The following is a 17,501-nucleotide window of genomic DNA, read 5'->3' as shown; positions in this document are numbered from 1 at the left end:
AAATTATACTATATTTACAATTAGTCATTTGAACGATAAACTTAATTATTTTTTTTTAATTCTTTAATACTTAATTGTATTTTTTTTAACTTTTAACACAATTACATTAAAATAATTATTTGTAAAAAATTATATAAATAACAAAACCCGCCTTAATTAAAGCGGGTTTGTAGTATAATCATCAACCGAAATAAACTTTTTTTATCTATATATTAAAAATTCAAGTCTATTTCTTGTTTTGACTCTTTTGAACCTACAACAATGGCATCGTATTTACGCATACCTGTTCCTGCAGGAATTCTATGACCAACAATTACATTTTCTTTTAAGCCTGATAAATTGTCAATTTTTCCTGCTACTGCTGCTTCGTTCAACACTTTGGTTGTTTCTTGGAACGATGCCGCTGAAATGAATGACTTGGTTTGTAACGACGCTCTTGTGATACCTTGCAATACTGGAGTTGCGGTTGCTGGAATTACATCGCGGGCTACTACTAAGTTTTTGTCTTCACGACGCAAGATGGAATTTTCATCTCTTAATTCGCGCACAGAAATAATCTGTCCTTCTTTTAATGTGGATGAATCTCCGGCATCTTCTACAACTTTCATTCCGAATAAACGATCGTTTTCACGGATGAAATCGTCTTTGTGAATTAATTGCTCTTCTAAGAATAAGGTATCACCTGAATCTTGGATTTGTACTTTACGCATCATTTGGCGGATTACTACTTCAAAGTGTTTATCTGAAATTTTCACCCCTTGTAAACGATATACTTCTTGAATTTCGTTTACTAAATATTGCTGTACTGCAGATGGTCCTTGTATTCTTAAAATATCATCTGGCGTAATGGCACCATCTGATAAAGAGGTTCCTGCTTTAACGAAATCGTTTTCTTGAACCAAAATTTGGTTTGATAATTTCACTAAATACTTGCGTTGATCATCTTCACCAGTTTTTGGTGTCACAATGATTTCGCGGTTACCACGTTTGATTTTCCCGAAAGAAACCACACCGTCTATCTCTGCAACTACTGCCGGGTTTGATGGATTACGTGCTTCTAACAACTCGGTAATACGAGGTAAACCTCCGGTGATATCACCTGTTTTTGATGACTTACGAGGGATTTTAACTAAAACTTTACCTGCTTTAATTTTCTCTCCATCGTTTACCATTAAGTGTGCCCCAACCGGTAAGTTGTACGAACGGATCAATTCCCCTTCTTTATTATAAATCAATAAAGTAGGAACTAATTTTTTGTTTCTTGATTCTGTAATTACTTTTTCTTGGAAACCTGTTTGCTCATCGATCTCCACCATAAATGTTTGGTTTTGTTCAATGTCTTCATAGGCAACCTTACCTGTAAATTCAGAAATAATAACTCCGTTATACGGGTCCCATTTACAAATTACGGTTCCTTCTTCCACCACTTGTTTGTCTTTCACATAAATGGTTGATCCATAAGGAATGTAATGTGTGTTTAAAACAATACCTGTATTTAAATCTACTAATTTTAACTCTGTTGAACGAGAAATTACAATGTCGATTTCTTTACCATCGGCATCTTCTCCTTTTACAACTTTTAAGTCTTCTATTTCTAAACGACCTTTGAATTTTGTTGTAATGGTAGAAACCTCGGAAATGTTACCTGCCGTACCCCCCACGTGGAATGTACGAAGCGTTAACTGTGTTCCTGGCTCACCAATTGACTGTGCTGCAATTACACCAACTGCCTCACCCAATTGTGCCATACGGTTTGATGCTAAGTTACGACCGTAACATTTCACACAAATTCCGTGATCTGCCTCACAGGTTAATGCCGAACGAACTTCTAATCGCTCTAATGGAGATGCATTGATTTTTGCAACGTGTGCTTCATTAATCATTTCACCTGCCGGAACAATTACTTCGTTGGTTAATGGATTGATAACATCATCGATTGTGATACGTCCTAAAACGCGCTCGCCTAATGATTCTACTATTTCTTCGTTTTTCTTTAATGCTTCAAATTCAATACCTCTCAATGTGCCGCAATCCTCTGAATTAACGATTACATCTTGTGCCACATCGTGTAAACGACGGGTTAAGTATCCTGCATCGGCAGTTTTCAATGCGGTATCGGCCAAACCTTTACGCGCACCGTGGGTTGAAATGAAGTATTCTAAGATTGATAAACCTTCTTTAAAGTTCGAAAGAATCGGGTTTTCGATGATATCTCCACCAGAAGCTGTCGATTTTTTAGGTTTTGCCATCAATCCACGCATACCTGTTAACTGACGAATTTGCTCTTTTGATCCACGGGCTCCAGAATCAAGCATCATATATACTGAGTTGAATCCTTGTTGGTCTTCGCGAATGTTTTTCATTGCCAATTCGGTTAACATGGCATTGGTAGATGTCCAAACATCAATCACCTGATTGTAACGCTCGTTATTGGTAATAAGACCCATGTTATAGTTCATGGTGATTCCTTCTACTTGATTGTTAGCGTCATCAATCATTCCTTGTTTTTGATCTGGGATTTTGATATCACCTAAAGAGAATGATAAACCACCTCTAAATGCGTATCCGTAACCCATATCTTTCATATCGTCTAAGAATTTTGCAGTTGTTGGAACATCTGTTACTGCTAAAATCTTTCCGATAATATCTCTTAAAGATTTTTTGGTTAATACCTCATTGATATAACCCGCAGCTTCTGGAACTACCTCGTTAAACAAGATACGACCTGCCGATGTTTCGATAATTTGGTAAACCAATTCTCCTTCTGCATTAAAATCTTTTGCACGAACTTTAACGGGTGCGTTCAAATCTAAACGTCCTTCGTTAATTGCAATATGCACTTCTTCTACTGAATAAAATGTTAAACCTTCTCCTTTCACAATATGATCTGGAGTAGATTTGCGGATTTTGGTCATATAATAAAGACCCAAAACCATATCCTGAGAAGGTACTGTGATTGGTGCACCATTCGCCGGGTTTAAGATATTGTGCGATGCCAACATTAACAACTGAGCTTCTAAAATAGCTTCTGGTCCTAATGGTAAATGCACCGCCATTTGATCCCCATCGAAATCGGCGTTGAATGCCGTACATACTAACGGGTGCAAACGAATTGCTTTTCCTTCGATTAATTTAGGCTGGAATGCCTGAATACCTAAACGGTGAAGCGTAGGAGCACGGTTTAACAATACCGGGTGTCCTTTGATTACGTTTTCTAAAATATCCCAAACTACTGGCTCTTTTTTATCGATGATCTTTTTCGCAGACTTTACCGTTTTTACAATTCCACGCTCAATTAATTTACGAATTACGAATGGTTTGTATAGTTCTGCAGCCATATCTTTTGGAAGACCACACTCATATAGTTTTAATTCAGGACCAACGACAATTACCGAACGCGCAGAGTAATCAACACGTTTACCTAATAAGTTTTGACGGAAACGACCTTGTTTTCCTTTTAACGAATCAGATAATGATTTTAACGGACGTTGAGATTCTGTTTTTACTGCTGTTGCTTTACGTGTGTTATCGAACAATGAATCTACCGCTTCTTGTAACATACGTTTTTCATTACGCAAGATTACTTCAGGCGCTTTGATTTCCATTAATCGTTTTAAACGATTGTTACGGATAATTACACGGCGGTATAAATCGTTCAAATCTGATGTTGCAAAACGACCACCATCTAACGGCACTAACGGACGCAATTCTGGCGGAATTACCGGAACTACTTTCAAAATCATCCATTCCGGACGGTTTTCGCGGTTTTCGTTTGATTCGCGGAATGCTTCAACAACTTGTAAACGTTTTAAAGCTTCTGTTTTACGTTGTTTAGATGTTTCATTGTTTGCAGCATGACGCAATTCATAAGACAAAGTGTCTAAATCGGTACGCTGTAATAAATCCATGATACATTCTGCACCCATTTTGGCGATGAATTTATTTGGATCTGAATCATCTAAATATTGATTTTCCATTGGAAGGGTATCCAAAATATCTAAATACTCATTCTCTGTAAGGAAATCTAAACGTTTTAGTTCTTCACCATCTGGGCGTTTTGCAACACCTGTTTGGATCACAACATATTTTTCATAATAGATAATTTCGTCTAACTTTTTAGATGGCAAACCTAAAATGTAACCAATTTTGTTTGGCAACGAACGGAAATACCAAATATGAGCGATAGGCACCACCAAGTTGATATGCCCTACTCTGTCGCGACGCACTTTCTTTTCTGTTACTTCAACCCCACAACGGTCGCAAACGATACCTTTGTAACGGATTCTTTTATATTTTCCACAAGCACATTCGTAATCTTTCACAGGTCCGAAGATACGCTCACAGAACAAACCATCGCGCTCTGGTTTGTGCGTACGATAGTTAATGGTTTCTGGTTTTAAAACCTCTCCTCTTGATTCTGCAAGAATTGACTCTGGCGATGCTAATCCGATCGAGATTTTGTTAAACCTTTTTACAGTATTTTTATCTTTACTGTTGTTTCTATTATTCATCATAGTTTTTACTATTGATTTATTTGCAATTAAAAATTGATTCTTATTTGAAGCTATATGCACTAGGCTGTAAGCTTTACGCATGTTCTTACGGCTTATAGCTTAAGACTTATGGCATTCAAACACTACCTCGGATTACTTCTCTAAACTTCAGATGCTTATCTTGAAGTGCTAATTATAAAATATCTTTTATAAAAAATCGGAACGGTTTACGGGTATAAATCTTAAAAACTTATTAATAATCTATTTTAAGCTTCAGGTTTCAGTTTTGCAAGTTGCTTTCTGAAACCTGAAGCAAAAAATTATTCTTCTAATCTGATATCTAAACCAAGACCTTTCAATTCATGCATTAATACATTGAATGATTCTGGTAGTCCTGGTTCTGGCATTGGTTCACCTTTCACGATTGCTTCGTATGTTTTAGCTCTACCAATAACATCATCCGATTTAACAGTCAAGATCTCGCGTAATGTTGAAGATGCACCATAAGCTTCAAGAGCCCAAACCTCCATCTCTCCAAAACGCTGACCACCAAATAACGCCTTACCTCCTAATGGCTGTTGCGTAATTAATGAATACGGTCCAATAGAACGTGCGTGCATTTTATCATCAACCATGTGGCCTAATTTCAACATGTAAATCACACCCACTGTTGCTTTTTGATCAAAACGTTCACCTGTTCCACCATCGTATAAATAGGTGTGTCCGAAACGTGGAACACCGGCTTCATCTGTCAACGCGTTGATTTCTTCTAATGAAGCTCCGTCGAAGATTGGTGTGGCATATTTTCTACCTAATTTCTTACCTGCCCATCCAAGAACGGTTTCGTAAATCTGACCAATGTTCATACGAGATGGTACCCCTAGTGGATTCAACACAATATCTACAGGTGTTCCGTCTTCTAAGAATGGCATATCTTCATCGCGAACAATTTTTGCAACGATACCTTTGTTACCGTGACGACCTGCCATTTTATCACCCACACGTAATTTACGTTTTTTAGCGATATATACTTTAGCCAATTTTAAGATACCTGATGGTAACTCGTCACCCACAGTAATCATGAATTTTTCACGACGCAATACTCCTTGAATATCATTCAATTTAATTTTATAGTTGTGAATTAAATCGGTGATCATTGCATTGGTTTGGTCGTCTGTTGTCCATTGTCCTTTTGTTAAATGTGTAAAATCTTCAACAGCGTGTAACATTTTTAAGGTGAATTTTTTACCTTTTGGCAATACTTCTTCCCCTAAATCGTTCATTACACCTTGCGATGTTTTTCCATTTACTAATTGGAACAATTTATCTACTAAACGCTCTTTCAATTCGTTGAATTTCACTTCAAACTGTGTATCCAACAAAGCAATATCTTCTTTGTCTTTAGAACGTTTGCGTTTATCTTTTACCGCACGGGCAAATAATTTTTTATCTAAAACCACTCCGCGTAATGATGGAGAAGCTTTTAATGATGCATCTTTCACATCACCTGCTTTATCGCCAAAGATTGCGCGTAATAATTTTTCTTCAGGTGTTGGATCTGACTCTCCTTTTGGTGTAATTTTACCAATTAAGATATCGCCAGGTTTTACTTCTGCACCAATACGGATCATTCCGTTTTCATCCAAATCTTTAGTAGCTTCTTCTGAAACGTTTGGAATATCGTTCGTTAATTCTTCTGAACCTAACTTGGTATCACGAACTTCTAACGTGTAATCATCAATATGGATTGATGTAAAAATATCGTCGCGTACCACACGCTCAGAAATCACAATTGCATCCTCGAAGTTGTATCCTTTCCAAGGCATGAAAGCTACTTGTAAGTTACGCCCTAAAGCCAATTCCCCGTTTTGGGTAGCATATCCTTCACATAAAACTTGTCCTTTGGTAACACGGTCGCCTGTACGAACAATTGGTTTTAAGTTGATAGATGTACTTTGGTTGGTTTTGCGGAACTTGATCAGGTTGTATGTTTTTTCGTCTGTGTCAAAACTCACTAAACGTTCTTCATCGGTACGATCATATTTAATGGTGATTTTTTGAGCATCAACATATACAACTTCTCCTTCACCTTCTGCATTAATCAACACACGAGAATCGGTAGCCACTTGTTTTTCTAATCCGGTACCAACAATTGGCGATTCCGGACGCAATAAAGGTACTGCCTGACGCATCATGTTTGATCCCATCAATGCACGGTTTGCATCATCGTGCTCTAAGAACGGAATTAACGATGCTGAGATAGATGCAATTTGGTTCGGTGCAACGTCGGCATAGTTTAACTCTTTTGGCTCAACTACTGGGAAATCGGCATCTTGTTTTGCAACTACTCTTTCGTCTTCAATGGTTCCGTCTTTGGCAACATTTACAGTTGCTTGTGCAATTAATTTTTCTTCTTCTTCTTCTGCTGATAAATAAATTGGTTCTTCATTTACTTGCAACACACCGTTTTCTACTCTTCGGTATGGTGTTTCGATAAAGCCCATATTGTTTACTTTTGCATAAACAGCCAATGAAGATATCAAACCAATGTTTGGACCCTCTGGTGTTTCAATCGGACATAAACGACCATAGTGCGTATAGTGAACGTCACGAACCTCGAAACCTGCTCTTTCACGAGAAAGACCACCTGGTCCTAAGGCTGACAAACGACGCTTGTGCGTGATCTCTGCTAATGGATTGGTTTGATCCATAAACTGAGACAACTGGTTGGTTCCGAAGAAGGAATTGATAACCGATGACAATGTTTTTGCATTGATCAAATCGATTGGGGTAAACACTTCGTTATCACGAACATTCATACGCTCGCGAATGGTGCGTGCCATACGAGCCAAACCAACACCAAATTGTGCTGATAACTGCTCACCTACTGTACGCACACGACGGTTAGACAAGTGGTCAATATCATCGATCTCTGCTTTTGAGTTGATCAATTCAATTAGATATTTAACAATAGTGATGATATCTTCTTTTGTTAAAACTTGCTTGTCTATAGGTGTGTCTAAACCTAATTTTTTATTCATTCTATAACGACCCACATCACCTAAATTGTAACGTTGGTCAGAGAAGAATAATTTATCTATAATACCTCTTGCGGTTTCTTCATCCGGAGGTAATGCGTTTCTTAATTGACGGTATATATATTCAACAGCTTCTTTTTCAGAGTTGGTTGGGTCTTTTTGAAGCGTATTGTGAATAATGGTATAATCGGCAAGATTACTATCTTCTTTGTGCAATAAGATGGTTTTAACATCTGCCTCTATAATTTCTTCTACATTGTCTTTATCAAGCACAATGTCACGGTCTAAAATAATTTCGGTACGCGGAATCGTTACAACCTCACCTGTATCTTCATCAACGAAATCTTCGTGCCATACATTTAACACACGAGCAGCTAAGCGGCGGCCAATGTATTTTTTTAATCCTGTTTTTGATACTTTAACTTCTTCTGCAAGGTCAAAAATCTCTAAGATATCTTTATCTCTTTCAAAACCAATTGCGCGGAATAAAGTTGTAACAGGTAATTTTTTCTTACGGTCGATATATGCATACATTACACTGTTGATATCTGTAGCAAATTCGATCCAAGAACCTTTGAATGGAATGATACGAGCAGAATACAATTTGGTACCGTTTGCGTGGAACGATTGTCCGAAGAAAACTCCAGGCGAACGGTGTAATTGTGAAACAACCACACGCTCTGCACCATTAATCACGAAAGTTCCGCTTGGTGTCATGTACGGAATAGTTCCCAAGTACACATCTTGAACGATTGTTTCAAAATCTTCGTGCTCGGGATCGGTACAATACAATTTTAAACGCGCTTTTAAAGGCACGCTGTACGTTAAACCTCTGTCAATACATTCTTCAATGGAATAACGTGGTGGATCTACGAAATAGTCTAAAAATTCCAAAACGAATTGGTTACGGGTATCCGTAATTGGGAAATTTTCCATGAAGGTTTTGTATAAACCTTCGTTACCTCTTTCATCAGATTTGGTTTCTAATTGAAAAAAATCTTTAAACGATTTTACCTGAATATCCAAGAAATCTGGATAAGAAGGAATATTTTTTGTAGAGGCAAAATTTAACCTTTCAGTATGATTTGTAATCATTAATGAACAAAATTTTGGTTTAAAAAAGTAATTCTTTTGTGTGTAAAACACATTTATTTATCTACTTCCTAGGGTAATTAACCAACACATCTTAAAAACAAATCAGGAAAGCTATTTGCTTTTTTCTTCGTTATTGATTATTTTTTATATGCAAAATGGTTTAGGCCATTGGAACAATTTCCAAGGCCTAAACCGTAAAATTTTATATGTGTGAGATTATTTTAACTCAACAACAGCACCAGCTTCTTCTAATGCTTTTTTCAATCCTTCTGCTTCGTCTTTAGAAACACCTTCTTTAACGTTTGCAGGAGTACCGTCAACTAAATCTTTAGCTTCTTTTAATCCTAAACCTGTTAATTCTTTAACAGCTTTAACTACAGCTAATTTAGAAGCACCAGCCTCTTTCAATACTACTGTGAATTCTGTTTGCTCTTCAGCACCAGCACCAGCATCACCACCACCAGCAACAACTACTGCTGCAGCAGCTGGTTCGATACCATACTCATCTTTTAATATAGTTGCTAATTCGTTAACTTCTTTAACTGTTAAGTTAACCAATTGTTCTGCGAATTGTTTCAAATCTGCCATTTTTCTATCTTTTTAATTTGAATTTGTAATAATATAATTTATTTGTGTGCGTTCTCTTTTGAACATTAAAAACGATGGTAGCTTATGCCTATTCTTCGTCTTTGTTTTGATTTGTAAGAGCAGAAATAACTCTTTGAGCAGGCGATTGTAACAATCCAATGATTTCTCCAATCATCTCCTCTTTAGACTTAATAGCTACTAATGATTCTAATTGGTTGTCGCCAATATAAACTTCTTCATTAATATAAGCTCCTTTTAAGATGGGTTTATCACCTTTTTTGCGGAATTCTTTAATGATTTTTGCTGGGCCGTTTGCAGCTTCGCCAATCATTATAGCGCTATTTCCTTTTAAAATAGAAGGTAAATCACCATACTCGTTTTCTGATGTTTCCATTGCTTTAGCAAGCAATGTGTTCTTTACTACTTCTAACTTGATACCTGCTTTGAAACAAGCTCTACGTAGATCTGAAGTAGTAGATGCATTTAATCCAGAAATATCTGCAACATAAATAACTTTAGTGTCAGCTAACTGTGCAGTTAAATCTTGAATCGCAATTGATTTGTCTTCTCTAGTCATACTAAATAATTTTAACTACCAATTAAACTGCTTTTGGATCTAAAGCAATCGCAGGACTCATTGTACTTGATATATGAATAGACTTGATATAAGTACCTTTTGCTGCAGTTGGTTTTAATTTAATTAATGTTTGAATGATTTCAGCAGCGTTCTCTGTGATTTGGTCAGCACCGAAAGATACTTTACCGATACCTGCGTGAACGATACCTGTTTTATCAACTTTGAAATCGATTTTACCAGCTTTAACTTCTTGTACAGCTTTAGCAACATCCATTGTTACTGTACCTGTTTTTGGGTTAGGCATTAATCCGCGTGGTCCTAAAACACGACCCAACGGTCCTAATTTACCCATTACTGCAGGCATTGTGATGATTACATCGATATCTGTCCAACCATCTTTAATTTTTTGTAGATAGTCGTCTAAACCAACGTGATCTGCACCAGCTGCTTTAGCTTCTGCTTCTTTGTCTGGAGTAACTAATGCTAGCACTCTTACATCTTTACCTGTACCGTGTGGTAATGTTACAACCCCACGTACCATTTGATTTGCTTTACGAGGATCTACTCCTAAACGTACTGCAATATCAACAGACTCATCAAATTTTGCAGAAGCAACTTCTTTAATTAATGCAGATGCATCTTTTAAAGAGTATAATTTGTTCTTCTCAATTTTTGCTGCAGCCTCTTTTTGCTTTTTTGTTAATTTTGCCATTTCTTCTTTTCTTTAAGATTAAAAAGGAGCGTTTCCTGATACCGTGATTCCCATAGAACGTGCAGTTCCGGCAACCATAGACATTGCTTTTTCGATTGTGAATGCATTCAAATCGGCCATTTTGTCTTCAGCGATTGCTTTTACTTGATCCCATGTTATAGATGCTACTTTTTTACGGTTTGGTTGCCCAGAACCTGATTTTAATTTAGCAGCTTCTAATAATTGAACAGCAGCAGGTGGCGTTTTAACAACAAAGTCAAAAGATTTGTCTTTGTAAACTGTAATTTGTACTGGTAATACTTTTCCTGGTTTATCCTGTGTTCTTGCATTGAATTGCTTACAGAATTCCATGATGTTAACTCCAGCAGCCCCCAAAGCAGGTCCAACCGGTGGCGAAGGATTCGCAGCACCTCCCTTAACTTGTAGTTTAACTACTTTACTAATTTCTTTTGCCATTTTTAAAAAAATTTAGCACATCTTTCAATTGGAAGCGATTGATGTGTATGTAACAATTATATTTTTTCTACTTGTGTGAAGCTTAATTCTAAAGGTGTTTTTCTTCCGAAAATTTTCACCATTACTTCAAGCTTGCGTTTGTCTTCGTTCACTTTTTCTATGGTTCCGTTGAAACCATTAAAAGGACCATCGACAACTTTTACTGTTTCTCCTATTTCATAAGGAATTAATCCGCTATCTACAGAAACAGCTAATTCATCTACTTTTCCTAGCATGCGGTTTACTTCGCTTTGTCTTAAAGGCACAGGATCTCCTCCACGAGTTTCTCCTAAGAAACCAATTACGCCGGATATAGATTTTATTATGTGGGGTAATTCACCTGTAAGGTTTGCTTCGATCATTACATAACCCGGAAAATAAATACGCTCTTTTGTTATTTTTTTTCCATCGCGTTGTGAAACTACTTTTTCGGTTGGAACCAACACTTGAGACAAGTAATCTTCCATTCCCAAACGTACGATTTCACTTTCTATGTAACCTTTTACTTTATTTTCTTGCCCGCTTACGGCTCTTACTACATACCATTTTTTTATACTACTTTCTGTCATGTTCTTTTAAATTTACGAATTTAAAAGGTTAAAGAAACCAGCTAAAGCTTCAGAAAACAATGTATCTACGCCCCATGTAGCTAATGAAAGTACTACTGTAAAGATAGCAACAATAATTGTGTAGCGTTGCACCTCTGCCCATGGTGTCCATGTAACATTTGCTTTTAATTCGGTAAACGCATCAGATATATAATTAACTACTTTTGCCATTGTGATTTGTTTTTGCACGGGTGGAGGGATTCGAACCCCCATCAACGGTTTTGGAGACCGCTATTCTACCCTTGAACTACACCCGTTTGTTAAAAAGTTGGCAGAATAGTCTGCCAACTTATAAAATATTTTAAAACTGTAATTAGTCTAAAATTTCAGTTACCTGACCAGCACCTACTGTACGACCACCTTCGCGGATAGCGAAACGTAAACCTACTGATAATGCGATTGGTTGTAATAAATCAACAGTGATTGTTAAGTTATCTCCAGGCATAACCATATCCGTTCCTTCTGGTAACATGATTGTTCCTGTTACGTCAGTTGTACGAACGTAGAACTGTGGACGGTAGTTATTGTGGAATGGAGTGTGACGTCCACCTTCTTCTTTTTTCAAGATATAAACCTCTGCTTTGAATTTAGCGTGTGGCTTAACTGAACCTGGCTTAACGATAACCATACCACGACGGATATCAGCTTTATCGATACCACGTAATAATAAACCTACGTTATCACCTGCTTCACCACGGTCTAAGATTTTACGGAACATTTCAACCCCTGTAATTGTAGAAGTTAATTTATCTGCACCCATACCAATGATTTCAACCGGATCACCTGTGTTTGCAACACCTGTTTCGATACGACCTGTAGCAACAGTTCCACGACCTGTAATTGTGAAAACGTCTTCGATTGGCATTAAGAATGGTTTTTCAGTATCACGAACTGGCTCTTCGATCCACTCATCTACTGCAGCCATTAAGCTCATTACTGTATCAACCCATTTTTGCTCACCATTTAACGCTCCTAAAGCAGAACCTTGGATAACTGGACCATTATCACCATCATATTGATAGAAAGATAATAAATCACGGATTTCCATTTCTACTAATTCTAATAATTCAGCATCATCAACCATATCCACTTTGTTCATGAATACAACCATACGAGGAATACCTACCTGACGGCCTAATAAGATGTGCTCGCGAGTTTGTGGCATTGGACCATCTGTAGCAGCAACTACAAGGATAGCACCATCCATTTGTGCAGCACCAGTAACCATGTTCTTAACGTAATCCGCGTGACCTGGACAGTCAACGTGCGCATAGTGACGGTTAGCTGTTGCATATTCTACGTGAGATGTATTAATAGTAATACCTCTTTCTTTTTCTTCTGGAGCATTATCAATTTGATCAAATGATTTTGCTTCTGATAAACCTGCATCTGATAATACTTTTGTAATAGCAGCTGTCAATGTTGTTTTACCGTGATCAACGTGTCCGATAGTACCGATGTTTAAATGGGGTTTCGAACGATCAAAACTTTCTTTTGCCATGATTTAATTAATTTAATCTTAGTTATATAATTAGTGTTAACTTTAATTCACATTTGAGCCAACGACGGGATTTGAACCCGTGACCTCTTCCTTACCAAGGAAGCACTCTACCCCTGAGCTACGCCGGCAAAAAAAGAACTTTGTTGTGGGGAGAGCAGGATTCGAACCTGCGAAGGTTTCCCAACGGATTTACAGTCCGTCCTCGTTGGCCGCTTGAGTATCTCCCCTAACCTGTTTATTTTTACAACTTTGTTTGTTGATGAGCCTTTGGAGGGACTCGAACCCACGACCTGCTGATTACAAATCAGCTGCTCTAGCCAGCTGAGCTACAAAGGCATTTAAAAAAGTCCGCTATTTCTAACGGACTGCAAATATATATACTTATTTAAAAAAATAAAAGCTTTTTTAATTTTTTTTATTCTTTTAATGTGCTTTTACTTTTTCTTTGCGTTTTATCAATAAACGTTCTAAAGCCGCAGCGCCTGAATCTGTTGCTTCTTCAAATGATTTTGCTGTTTTTTTAACCACTAAATCATCGCCCGGTATTTTTACAATGATATCTACAGACTTGTTTTCTTTATCACTTGTATTTTCAGTATGCAAAGATACATCAATTCCAACAATTTTATCATAGTATTGTTGTAATTTTTCTAAACGAATGTTTATAAAGTCAACTAATTTTCTGTCAACATTGAAGTTAACTGCCTGAATATTCACTTTCATAATTCTATATTTTAAAGGGTTTATAAATCGTCATCATCGGTTTTTGAGCGGGGATGTGTTTGGTTATACATTTTTTTTAACGATGCTAAACTGGTATGCGTGTAAATTTGAGTGGACGACAAACTGGCATGTCCCAGCAATTCTTTTATTGTATTCAAATTGGCTCCTGCGTTTAGCATGTGTGTAGCAAATGTATGACGCAACACATGGGGGCTTTTTTTTCCTTTTGATGTAACACCTCTAAAATAATTATTTATTAAACGATAAACAAATGTTTGATTCAAATTTTGTTTATTTTTTAACAGAAATATATTTTTATCAAAATCGCTACCAAATTGCTCGTTTCTTTTTTGTAAAAACTCGGTTAAAAGCCCAACCACTGAAGATAATATAGGAACTATGCGTTCTTTGGATCTTTTTCCTAAAACTTTTATTTCGCGCTTTTGAAGATCCACATCGTGCAGCTGCAGATTGATTAACTCGGTTTTCCGAATTCCCAAGGTGTAAAACAGGGTGATGATGATATAGTTTTGCAATCCGAAATAATCATCAGGAAAAGCTGAGCGGTCTATTTGCTGCATTTCGTTTTCGGAAAAAGGCACTTGCAACACTTTTTTGATACGCAACGATTTGTGTGCCTGCAGCGGATACGCTTCGATTGTTTTGGTGATATACAAAAATTTAAAGTAGCTTTTTAGGGAAGCTATCTTGCGGTTGATGGAATTATTGCTCAATTTTTTTTCGGATAAATGCGCAATCCACAACCGAATATGCTGGTATTTTAGTTCGTTTACAGTGGCAACGGTGTTTTTTGTGAAGTTGAAAAAGGCTTCCACATCTTTCACATACGCATTTACGGTATGCAATGAAAAATGTTTTTCTTTTAAAAGATAGTCAAAGTAAGGTTTTAAATGTTTTTCCATAAAAAAATCGCTAACCAAAGTTACCTTTAATTAGCGATTTAAAAAAATTGTTTCGACGATTAAATTTCAACTGAATCTTTTAAACGTTGAATGTATTGAGCTTTTTGATTTTGCGCACGTTTTGATACAGAAGGTTTCGTAAAGTTTTTACGAGATCTTAACTGACGTAACGTTCCTGTTTTGTCAAATTTTCTTTTGTAACGTTTTAACGCTCTATCAATATTTTCTCCGTCTTTAATTGGAATGATCAACATAATTTATACACCTCCTTTCGTTATGGGTGCAAAAGTAGAAATAATTTTTGAATTACGAATGATTAATTTGGAATTATTTATTTTGATTTTGAAAATCTAAACTATTACTCATTACCAAACACCTCAATATATCCTAAAAAAGAACGTTTACCTATTTTATACTCTTCCAAATCAAAAATAAAAAAAATATCATTTCCTGAATATCCATAAACCACTTCAACAGATTCTCCTACACTAACGCCATTACTAAAACTAATTTGCTTGTTGTATAGTTCTGTTCCTTTTATAAAAAAAATATTTTTTTTATAATCACCTAACATTGCTAATTTTAGATCAAAAGTATTTTTATTTAAATTTGTGAAATAATAAATTTCATCTTTTTGCAAATCTAAATAGGTTATATTTTCAGATCCATTTGAATCTTTAAATTCCTTTATAATGTAGGTTGGATAAATATAATATTTTTGATAGACTTCATATAATTCTTGACCTGTACCTTTAACAGGATTGTATCTATAATTTAATTCTGAATACCAATACCCCATCTTCTTTTTAAAAACTCTCTTCGTTTCTTCTCCTTTTAGCATAACATTCAATACAACAATATCATTATCAACAAGAACAGAATCAACCCAAGCAGTTTTATCCAAAACTGTTTCAGATTTCACAATCCGCATACTTTTATAATCAAAGGTTTTATATTCATATACCTTATCAGCACAGCTAATCAAATAAAGAGAGAAAAAAAATATAGTTATAAGTCTTATCATCTTAAAAAACATCTATCATCAAACGTTATTAATAAATTTATGAAAGTTACCTAAAACAAAAACAGGAAAAACCATTACAGTCTTTGCTGTTTTAATTATGTTTAGCTCCATTTTTCAATTTCAGCAATTAAATCATCTGAATTTGTCTATTGTCATTTGCTTAAAATCATTATTCCTTGTCTTACTTGCTCGCAAAAGATTTTCAAGACGAGTAATTAATTCTTCGTCTTGAAGTTTAAAAATTCTTGTAATGACTCTTTTTTTTGCTTGAATATCCATCTTATCAAGCTTTTGCATTATTCAAATTTACAAAAACGTTTTAAATCAAATTCGATTAATTGATTACTTAATTCTATAACGTTGTTTAGAGTGCTGCAAGGTTTTAAGAACCTTGTAGCTTTTTTCTAAAGTTACACCTACAAGGTTCGAAAAAACCTTGCAGGATAAGTAGTGTTAAAAAAAAACAGTTTAATTAAATTAAGGTTGTATTGTTAGAAAAGTTTGTTTAAAATATGAAACAAAAAAAAGGAAAAACCACTACAGTCTTTCCTCTTTATTCTATTTTTTATCTTCTAAAAACTACTCTTTTAAAAGATTTCTAGAGATAACCAATTTTTGAATTTCGGTTGTTCCTTCGCCAATTGTACATAATTTAGAATCGCGGAAGAATTTTTCTACAGGGAAATCTTTGGTGTAACCGTATCCGCCATGAATTTGAATTGCCTCGGTTGCTACTTTTACACATACTTCTGACGCATACATTTTTGCCATTGCACCTGCTGTTGTAACTGGTTTATGGTTGTTTTTAAGGTATGCTGCTTTGTGCAACAACAATTCAGATGCTTCGATTTCGGTTGCCATATCTGCCAATTTAAAACCTACTGCTTGAAATTGAGAAATTGGTTTTCCAAACTGCACGCGCTCTTTTGAGTATTTCAACGCTGCTTCGTATGCTCCTTTTGCTATTCCTAAAGACAATGCACCGATTGAGATACGGCCACCATCTAAAATTTTCATTGCTTGTATGAATCCTTCGCCTACTTCGCCTAAACGGTTTGCATCAGAAACGCGGCAGTTGTCAAAGATTAATTCTGCTGTTTCAGAAGCACGCATTCCCAATTTGTTTTCTTTTTTACCTGAAGTGAACCCTGGTGTGCCTTTTTCAATCACAAAAGCGGTCATTCCACGAGAATCACCTTTTTCGCCTGTACGAACAATTACAACAGCTACATCACCAGAAATGGCATGCGTGATAAAATTTTTGGCTCCGTTAATGATCCAGTCGTTTCCGTCTTTAACAGCTGTTGTTGCCATACCGCCGGCGTCAGAACCTGTGTTGTGCTCGGTTAATCCCCAAGCGCCGATCCACTCGCCTGTTGCTAGCTTTGGAATCCATTTTTTCTTTTGCTCGTCGTTTGCGAATGTTAAAATATGATTGGTACACAATGAGTTGTGAGCAGCTACCGACAAACCTATTGAAGAATCTACTTTAGAAATTTCTTCTACAACGGTAATGTACTCGTGATAACCCAAGCCAGATCCGTCTAATTCTTCAGGAACCAAAACCCCCATAAACCCCATTTCTCCTAACTTTTTGAATAATTCAACAGGGAAAATTTGCTCTTCGTCCCATTTCATTATATTTGGTCGGATTTCTTTTTCTGCAAAATCTCTAATCGATTGTGCAATCATTGCTTGTGTTTCGTTATACTCAAAGTTCATTT

14 protein-coding genes and 4 tRNA genes are annotated in these 17,501 nt (G+C 36.2%); all 18 read right to left on the bottom strand.

From position 1 onward, the window contains the following. Positions 1-212: 212 nt before the first annotated feature. A complete protein-coding gene (gene rpoC / locus NPX36_RS07280) occupies positions 213-4,514 on the bottom strand; it encodes a DNA-directed RNA polymerase subunit beta' (RefSeq protein ID WP_257498074.1) in 4,302 nt (1,433 codons plus the stop codon). A 299-nt stretch (positions 4,515-4,813) separates the two neighbouring features. Continuing rightward, on the bottom strand, positions 4,814-8,626 hold the full coding sequence (gene rpoB, locus NPX36_RS07275; protein WP_257498073.1) for a DNA-directed RNA polymerase subunit beta: 3,813 nt from the start codon (positions 8,624-8,626) through the stop codon (positions 4,814-4,816). Positions 8,627-8,842: 216 nt separating this feature from the next. Next, positions 8,843-9,214, bottom strand: coding sequence for a 50S ribosomal protein L7/L12 (rplL, locus tag NPX36_RS07270; RefSeq protein ID WP_257498072.1), 372 nt, complete (start codon positions 9,212-9,214; stop codon positions 8,843-8,845). Positions 9,215-9,302: 88 nt separating this feature from the next. After that, positions 9,303-9,791, bottom strand: a complete 489-nt coding sequence (rplJ, locus tag NPX36_RS07265) for a 50S ribosomal protein L10 (protein WP_257498071.1) — start codon at positions 9,789-9,791, stop codon at positions 9,303-9,305. A 22-nt stretch (positions 9,792-9,813) separates the two neighbouring features. Then, a complete protein-coding gene (gene rplA, locus NPX36_RS07260) occupies positions 9,814-10,503 on the bottom strand; it encodes a 50S ribosomal protein L1 (protein WP_257498070.1) in 690 nt (229 codons plus the stop codon). Positions 10,504-10,521: 18 nt separating this feature from the next. Further along, entirely contained in the window at positions 10,522-10,959 is a 438-nt protein-coding gene (rplK, locus tag NPX36_RS07255) for a 50S ribosomal protein L11 (RefSeq protein ID WP_091522720.1), read from the bottom strand. Between the two features lie 56 nt (positions 10,960-11,015). Beyond that, the gene (gene nusG, locus NPX36_RS07250; RefSeq protein ID WP_257498069.1) at positions 11,016-11,567 is read right to left on the bottom strand and encodes a transcription termination/antitermination protein NusG; all 552 of its coding nucleotides are present in this window, start codon (positions 11,565-11,567) and stop codon (positions 11,016-11,018) included. Positions 11,568-11,579: 12 nt separating this feature from the next. Next, positions 11,580-11,777 (bottom strand): preprotein translocase subunit SecE, encoded by a 198-nt coding sequence (secE, locus tag NPX36_RS07245; protein ID WP_257498068.1) that lies wholly within the window; start codon positions 11,775-11,777, stop codon positions 11,580-11,582. Between the two features lie 15 nt (positions 11,778-11,792). Then, a tRNA-Trp gene (locus NPX36_RS07240) sits at positions 11,793-11,863 on the bottom strand. Between the two features lie 56 nt (positions 11,864-11,919). Then, a complete protein-coding gene (gene tuf, locus NPX36_RS07235; protein ID WP_257498067.1) occupies positions 11,920-13,107 on the bottom strand; it encodes an elongation factor Tu in 1,188 nt (395 codons plus the stop codon). Positions 13,108-13,163: 56 nt separating this feature from the next. Beyond that, positions 13,164-13,235, bottom strand: a tRNA-Thr gene (locus tag NPX36_RS07230). Between the two features lie 18 nt (positions 13,236-13,253). Beyond that, positions 13,254-13,334: transfer RNA gene (locus tag NPX36_RS07225), tRNA-Tyr, on the bottom strand. Between the two features lie 35 nt (positions 13,335-13,369). Next, a tRNA-Thr gene (locus NPX36_RS07220) sits at positions 13,370-13,443 on the bottom strand. 87 nt (positions 13,444-13,530) lie between these two features. After that, positions 13,531-13,830 (bottom strand): ribosome hibernation-promoting factor, HPF/YfiA family, encoded by a 300-nt coding sequence (hpf, locus tag NPX36_RS07215; RefSeq protein WP_257498065.1) that lies wholly within the window; start codon positions 13,828-13,830, stop codon positions 13,531-13,533. Positions 13,831-13,850: 20 nt separating this feature from the next. After that, the gene (locus tag NPX36_RS07210) at positions 13,851-14,753 is read right to left on the bottom strand and encodes a tyrosine-type recombinase/integrase (protein ID WP_257498064.1); all 903 of its coding nucleotides are present in this window, start codon (positions 14,751-14,753) and stop codon (positions 13,851-13,853) included. A gap of 59 nt (positions 14,754-14,812) precedes the next feature. After that, positions 14,813-15,007: a 30S ribosomal protein S21 gene (rpsU, locus tag NPX36_RS07205; protein ID WP_257498063.1), complete on the bottom strand. Its 195-nt coding sequence runs from the start codon at positions 15,005-15,007 to the stop codon at positions 14,813-14,815. A 104-nt stretch (positions 15,008-15,111) separates the two neighbouring features. Beyond that, positions 15,112-15,675: a hypothetical protein gene (locus NPX36_RS07200; protein ID WP_257498062.1), complete on the bottom strand. Its 564-nt coding sequence runs from the start codon at positions 15,673-15,675 to the stop codon at positions 15,112-15,114. A gap of 681 nt (positions 15,676-16,356) precedes the next feature. After that, positions 16,357-17,499 carry an acyl-CoA dehydrogenase family protein gene (locus tag NPX36_RS07195; RefSeq protein WP_257498061.1) on the bottom strand — a complete coding sequence of 381 codons (1,143 nt, stop codon included), beginning with the start codon at positions 17,497-17,499 and terminating at the stop codon, positions 16,357-16,359. Positions 17,500-17,501: the final 2 nt, after the last annotated feature.

It is taken from the genome of Paenimyroides aestuarii (assembly GCF_024628805.1).
In the GTDB taxonomy this organism is placed as follows: Bacteria; Bacteroidota; Bacteroidia; order Flavobacteriales; family Flavobacteriaceae; genus Flavobacterium; species Flavobacterium aestuarii_A.
Note: the sequence above shows the minus strand (reverse complement) of the source record. Positions and strands in the feature narration are given on the sequence as shown.

Excerpts from the sequence above, each read along its gene's own strand:
- hpf (WP_257498065.1), bottom strand. The coding sequence starts at position 13,830 with ATGAAAGTGAATATTCAGGCAGTTAACTTCAATGTTGACAGAAAATTA.
- rplL (WP_257498072.1), bottom strand. The coding sequence starts at position 9,214 with ATGGCAGATTTGAAACAATTCGCAGAACAATTGGTTAACTTAACAGTT.
- rpsU (WP_257498063.1), bottom strand. The coding sequence starts at position 15,007 with ATGTTGATCATTCCAATTAAAGACGGAGAAAATATTGATAGAGCGTTA.
- rplA (WP_257498070.1), bottom strand. The coding sequence starts at position 10,503 with ATGGCAAAATTAACAAAAAAGCAAAAAGAGGCTGCAGCAAAAATTGAG.
- NPX36_RS07195 (WP_257498061.1), bottom strand. The coding sequence starts at position 17,499 with ATGAACTTTGAGTATAACGAAACACAAGCAATGATTGCACAATCGATT.
- tuf (WP_257498067.1), bottom strand. The coding sequence starts at position 13,107 with ATGGCAAAAGAAAGTTTTGATCGTTCGAAACCCCATTTAAACATCGGT.
- rplK (WP_091522720.1), bottom strand. The coding sequence starts at position 10,959 with ATGGCAAAAGAAATTAGTAAAGTAGTTAAACTACAAGTTAAGGGAGGT.
- rpoB (WP_257498073.1), bottom strand. The coding sequence starts at position 8,626 with ATGATTACAAATCATACTGAAAGGTTAAATTTTGCCTCTACAAAAAAT.
- rplJ (WP_257498071.1), bottom strand. The coding sequence starts at position 9,791 with ATGACTAGAGAAGACAAATCAATTGCGATTCAAGATTTAACTGCACAG.
- rpoC (WP_257498074.1), bottom strand. The coding sequence starts at position 4,514 with ATGATGAATAATAGAAACAACAGTAAAGATAAAAATACTGTAAAAAGG.
- NPX36_RS07210 (WP_257498064.1), bottom strand. The coding sequence starts at position 14,753 with ATGGAAAAACATTTAAAACCTTACTTTGACTATCTTTTAAAAGAAAAA.
- nusG (WP_257498069.1), bottom strand. The coding sequence starts at position 11,567 with ATGACAGAAAGTAGTATAAAAAAATGGTATGTAGTAAGAGCCGTAAGC.
- secE (WP_257498068.1), bottom strand. The coding sequence starts at position 11,777 with ATGGCAAAAGTAGTTAATTATATATCTGATGCGTTTACCGAATTAAAA.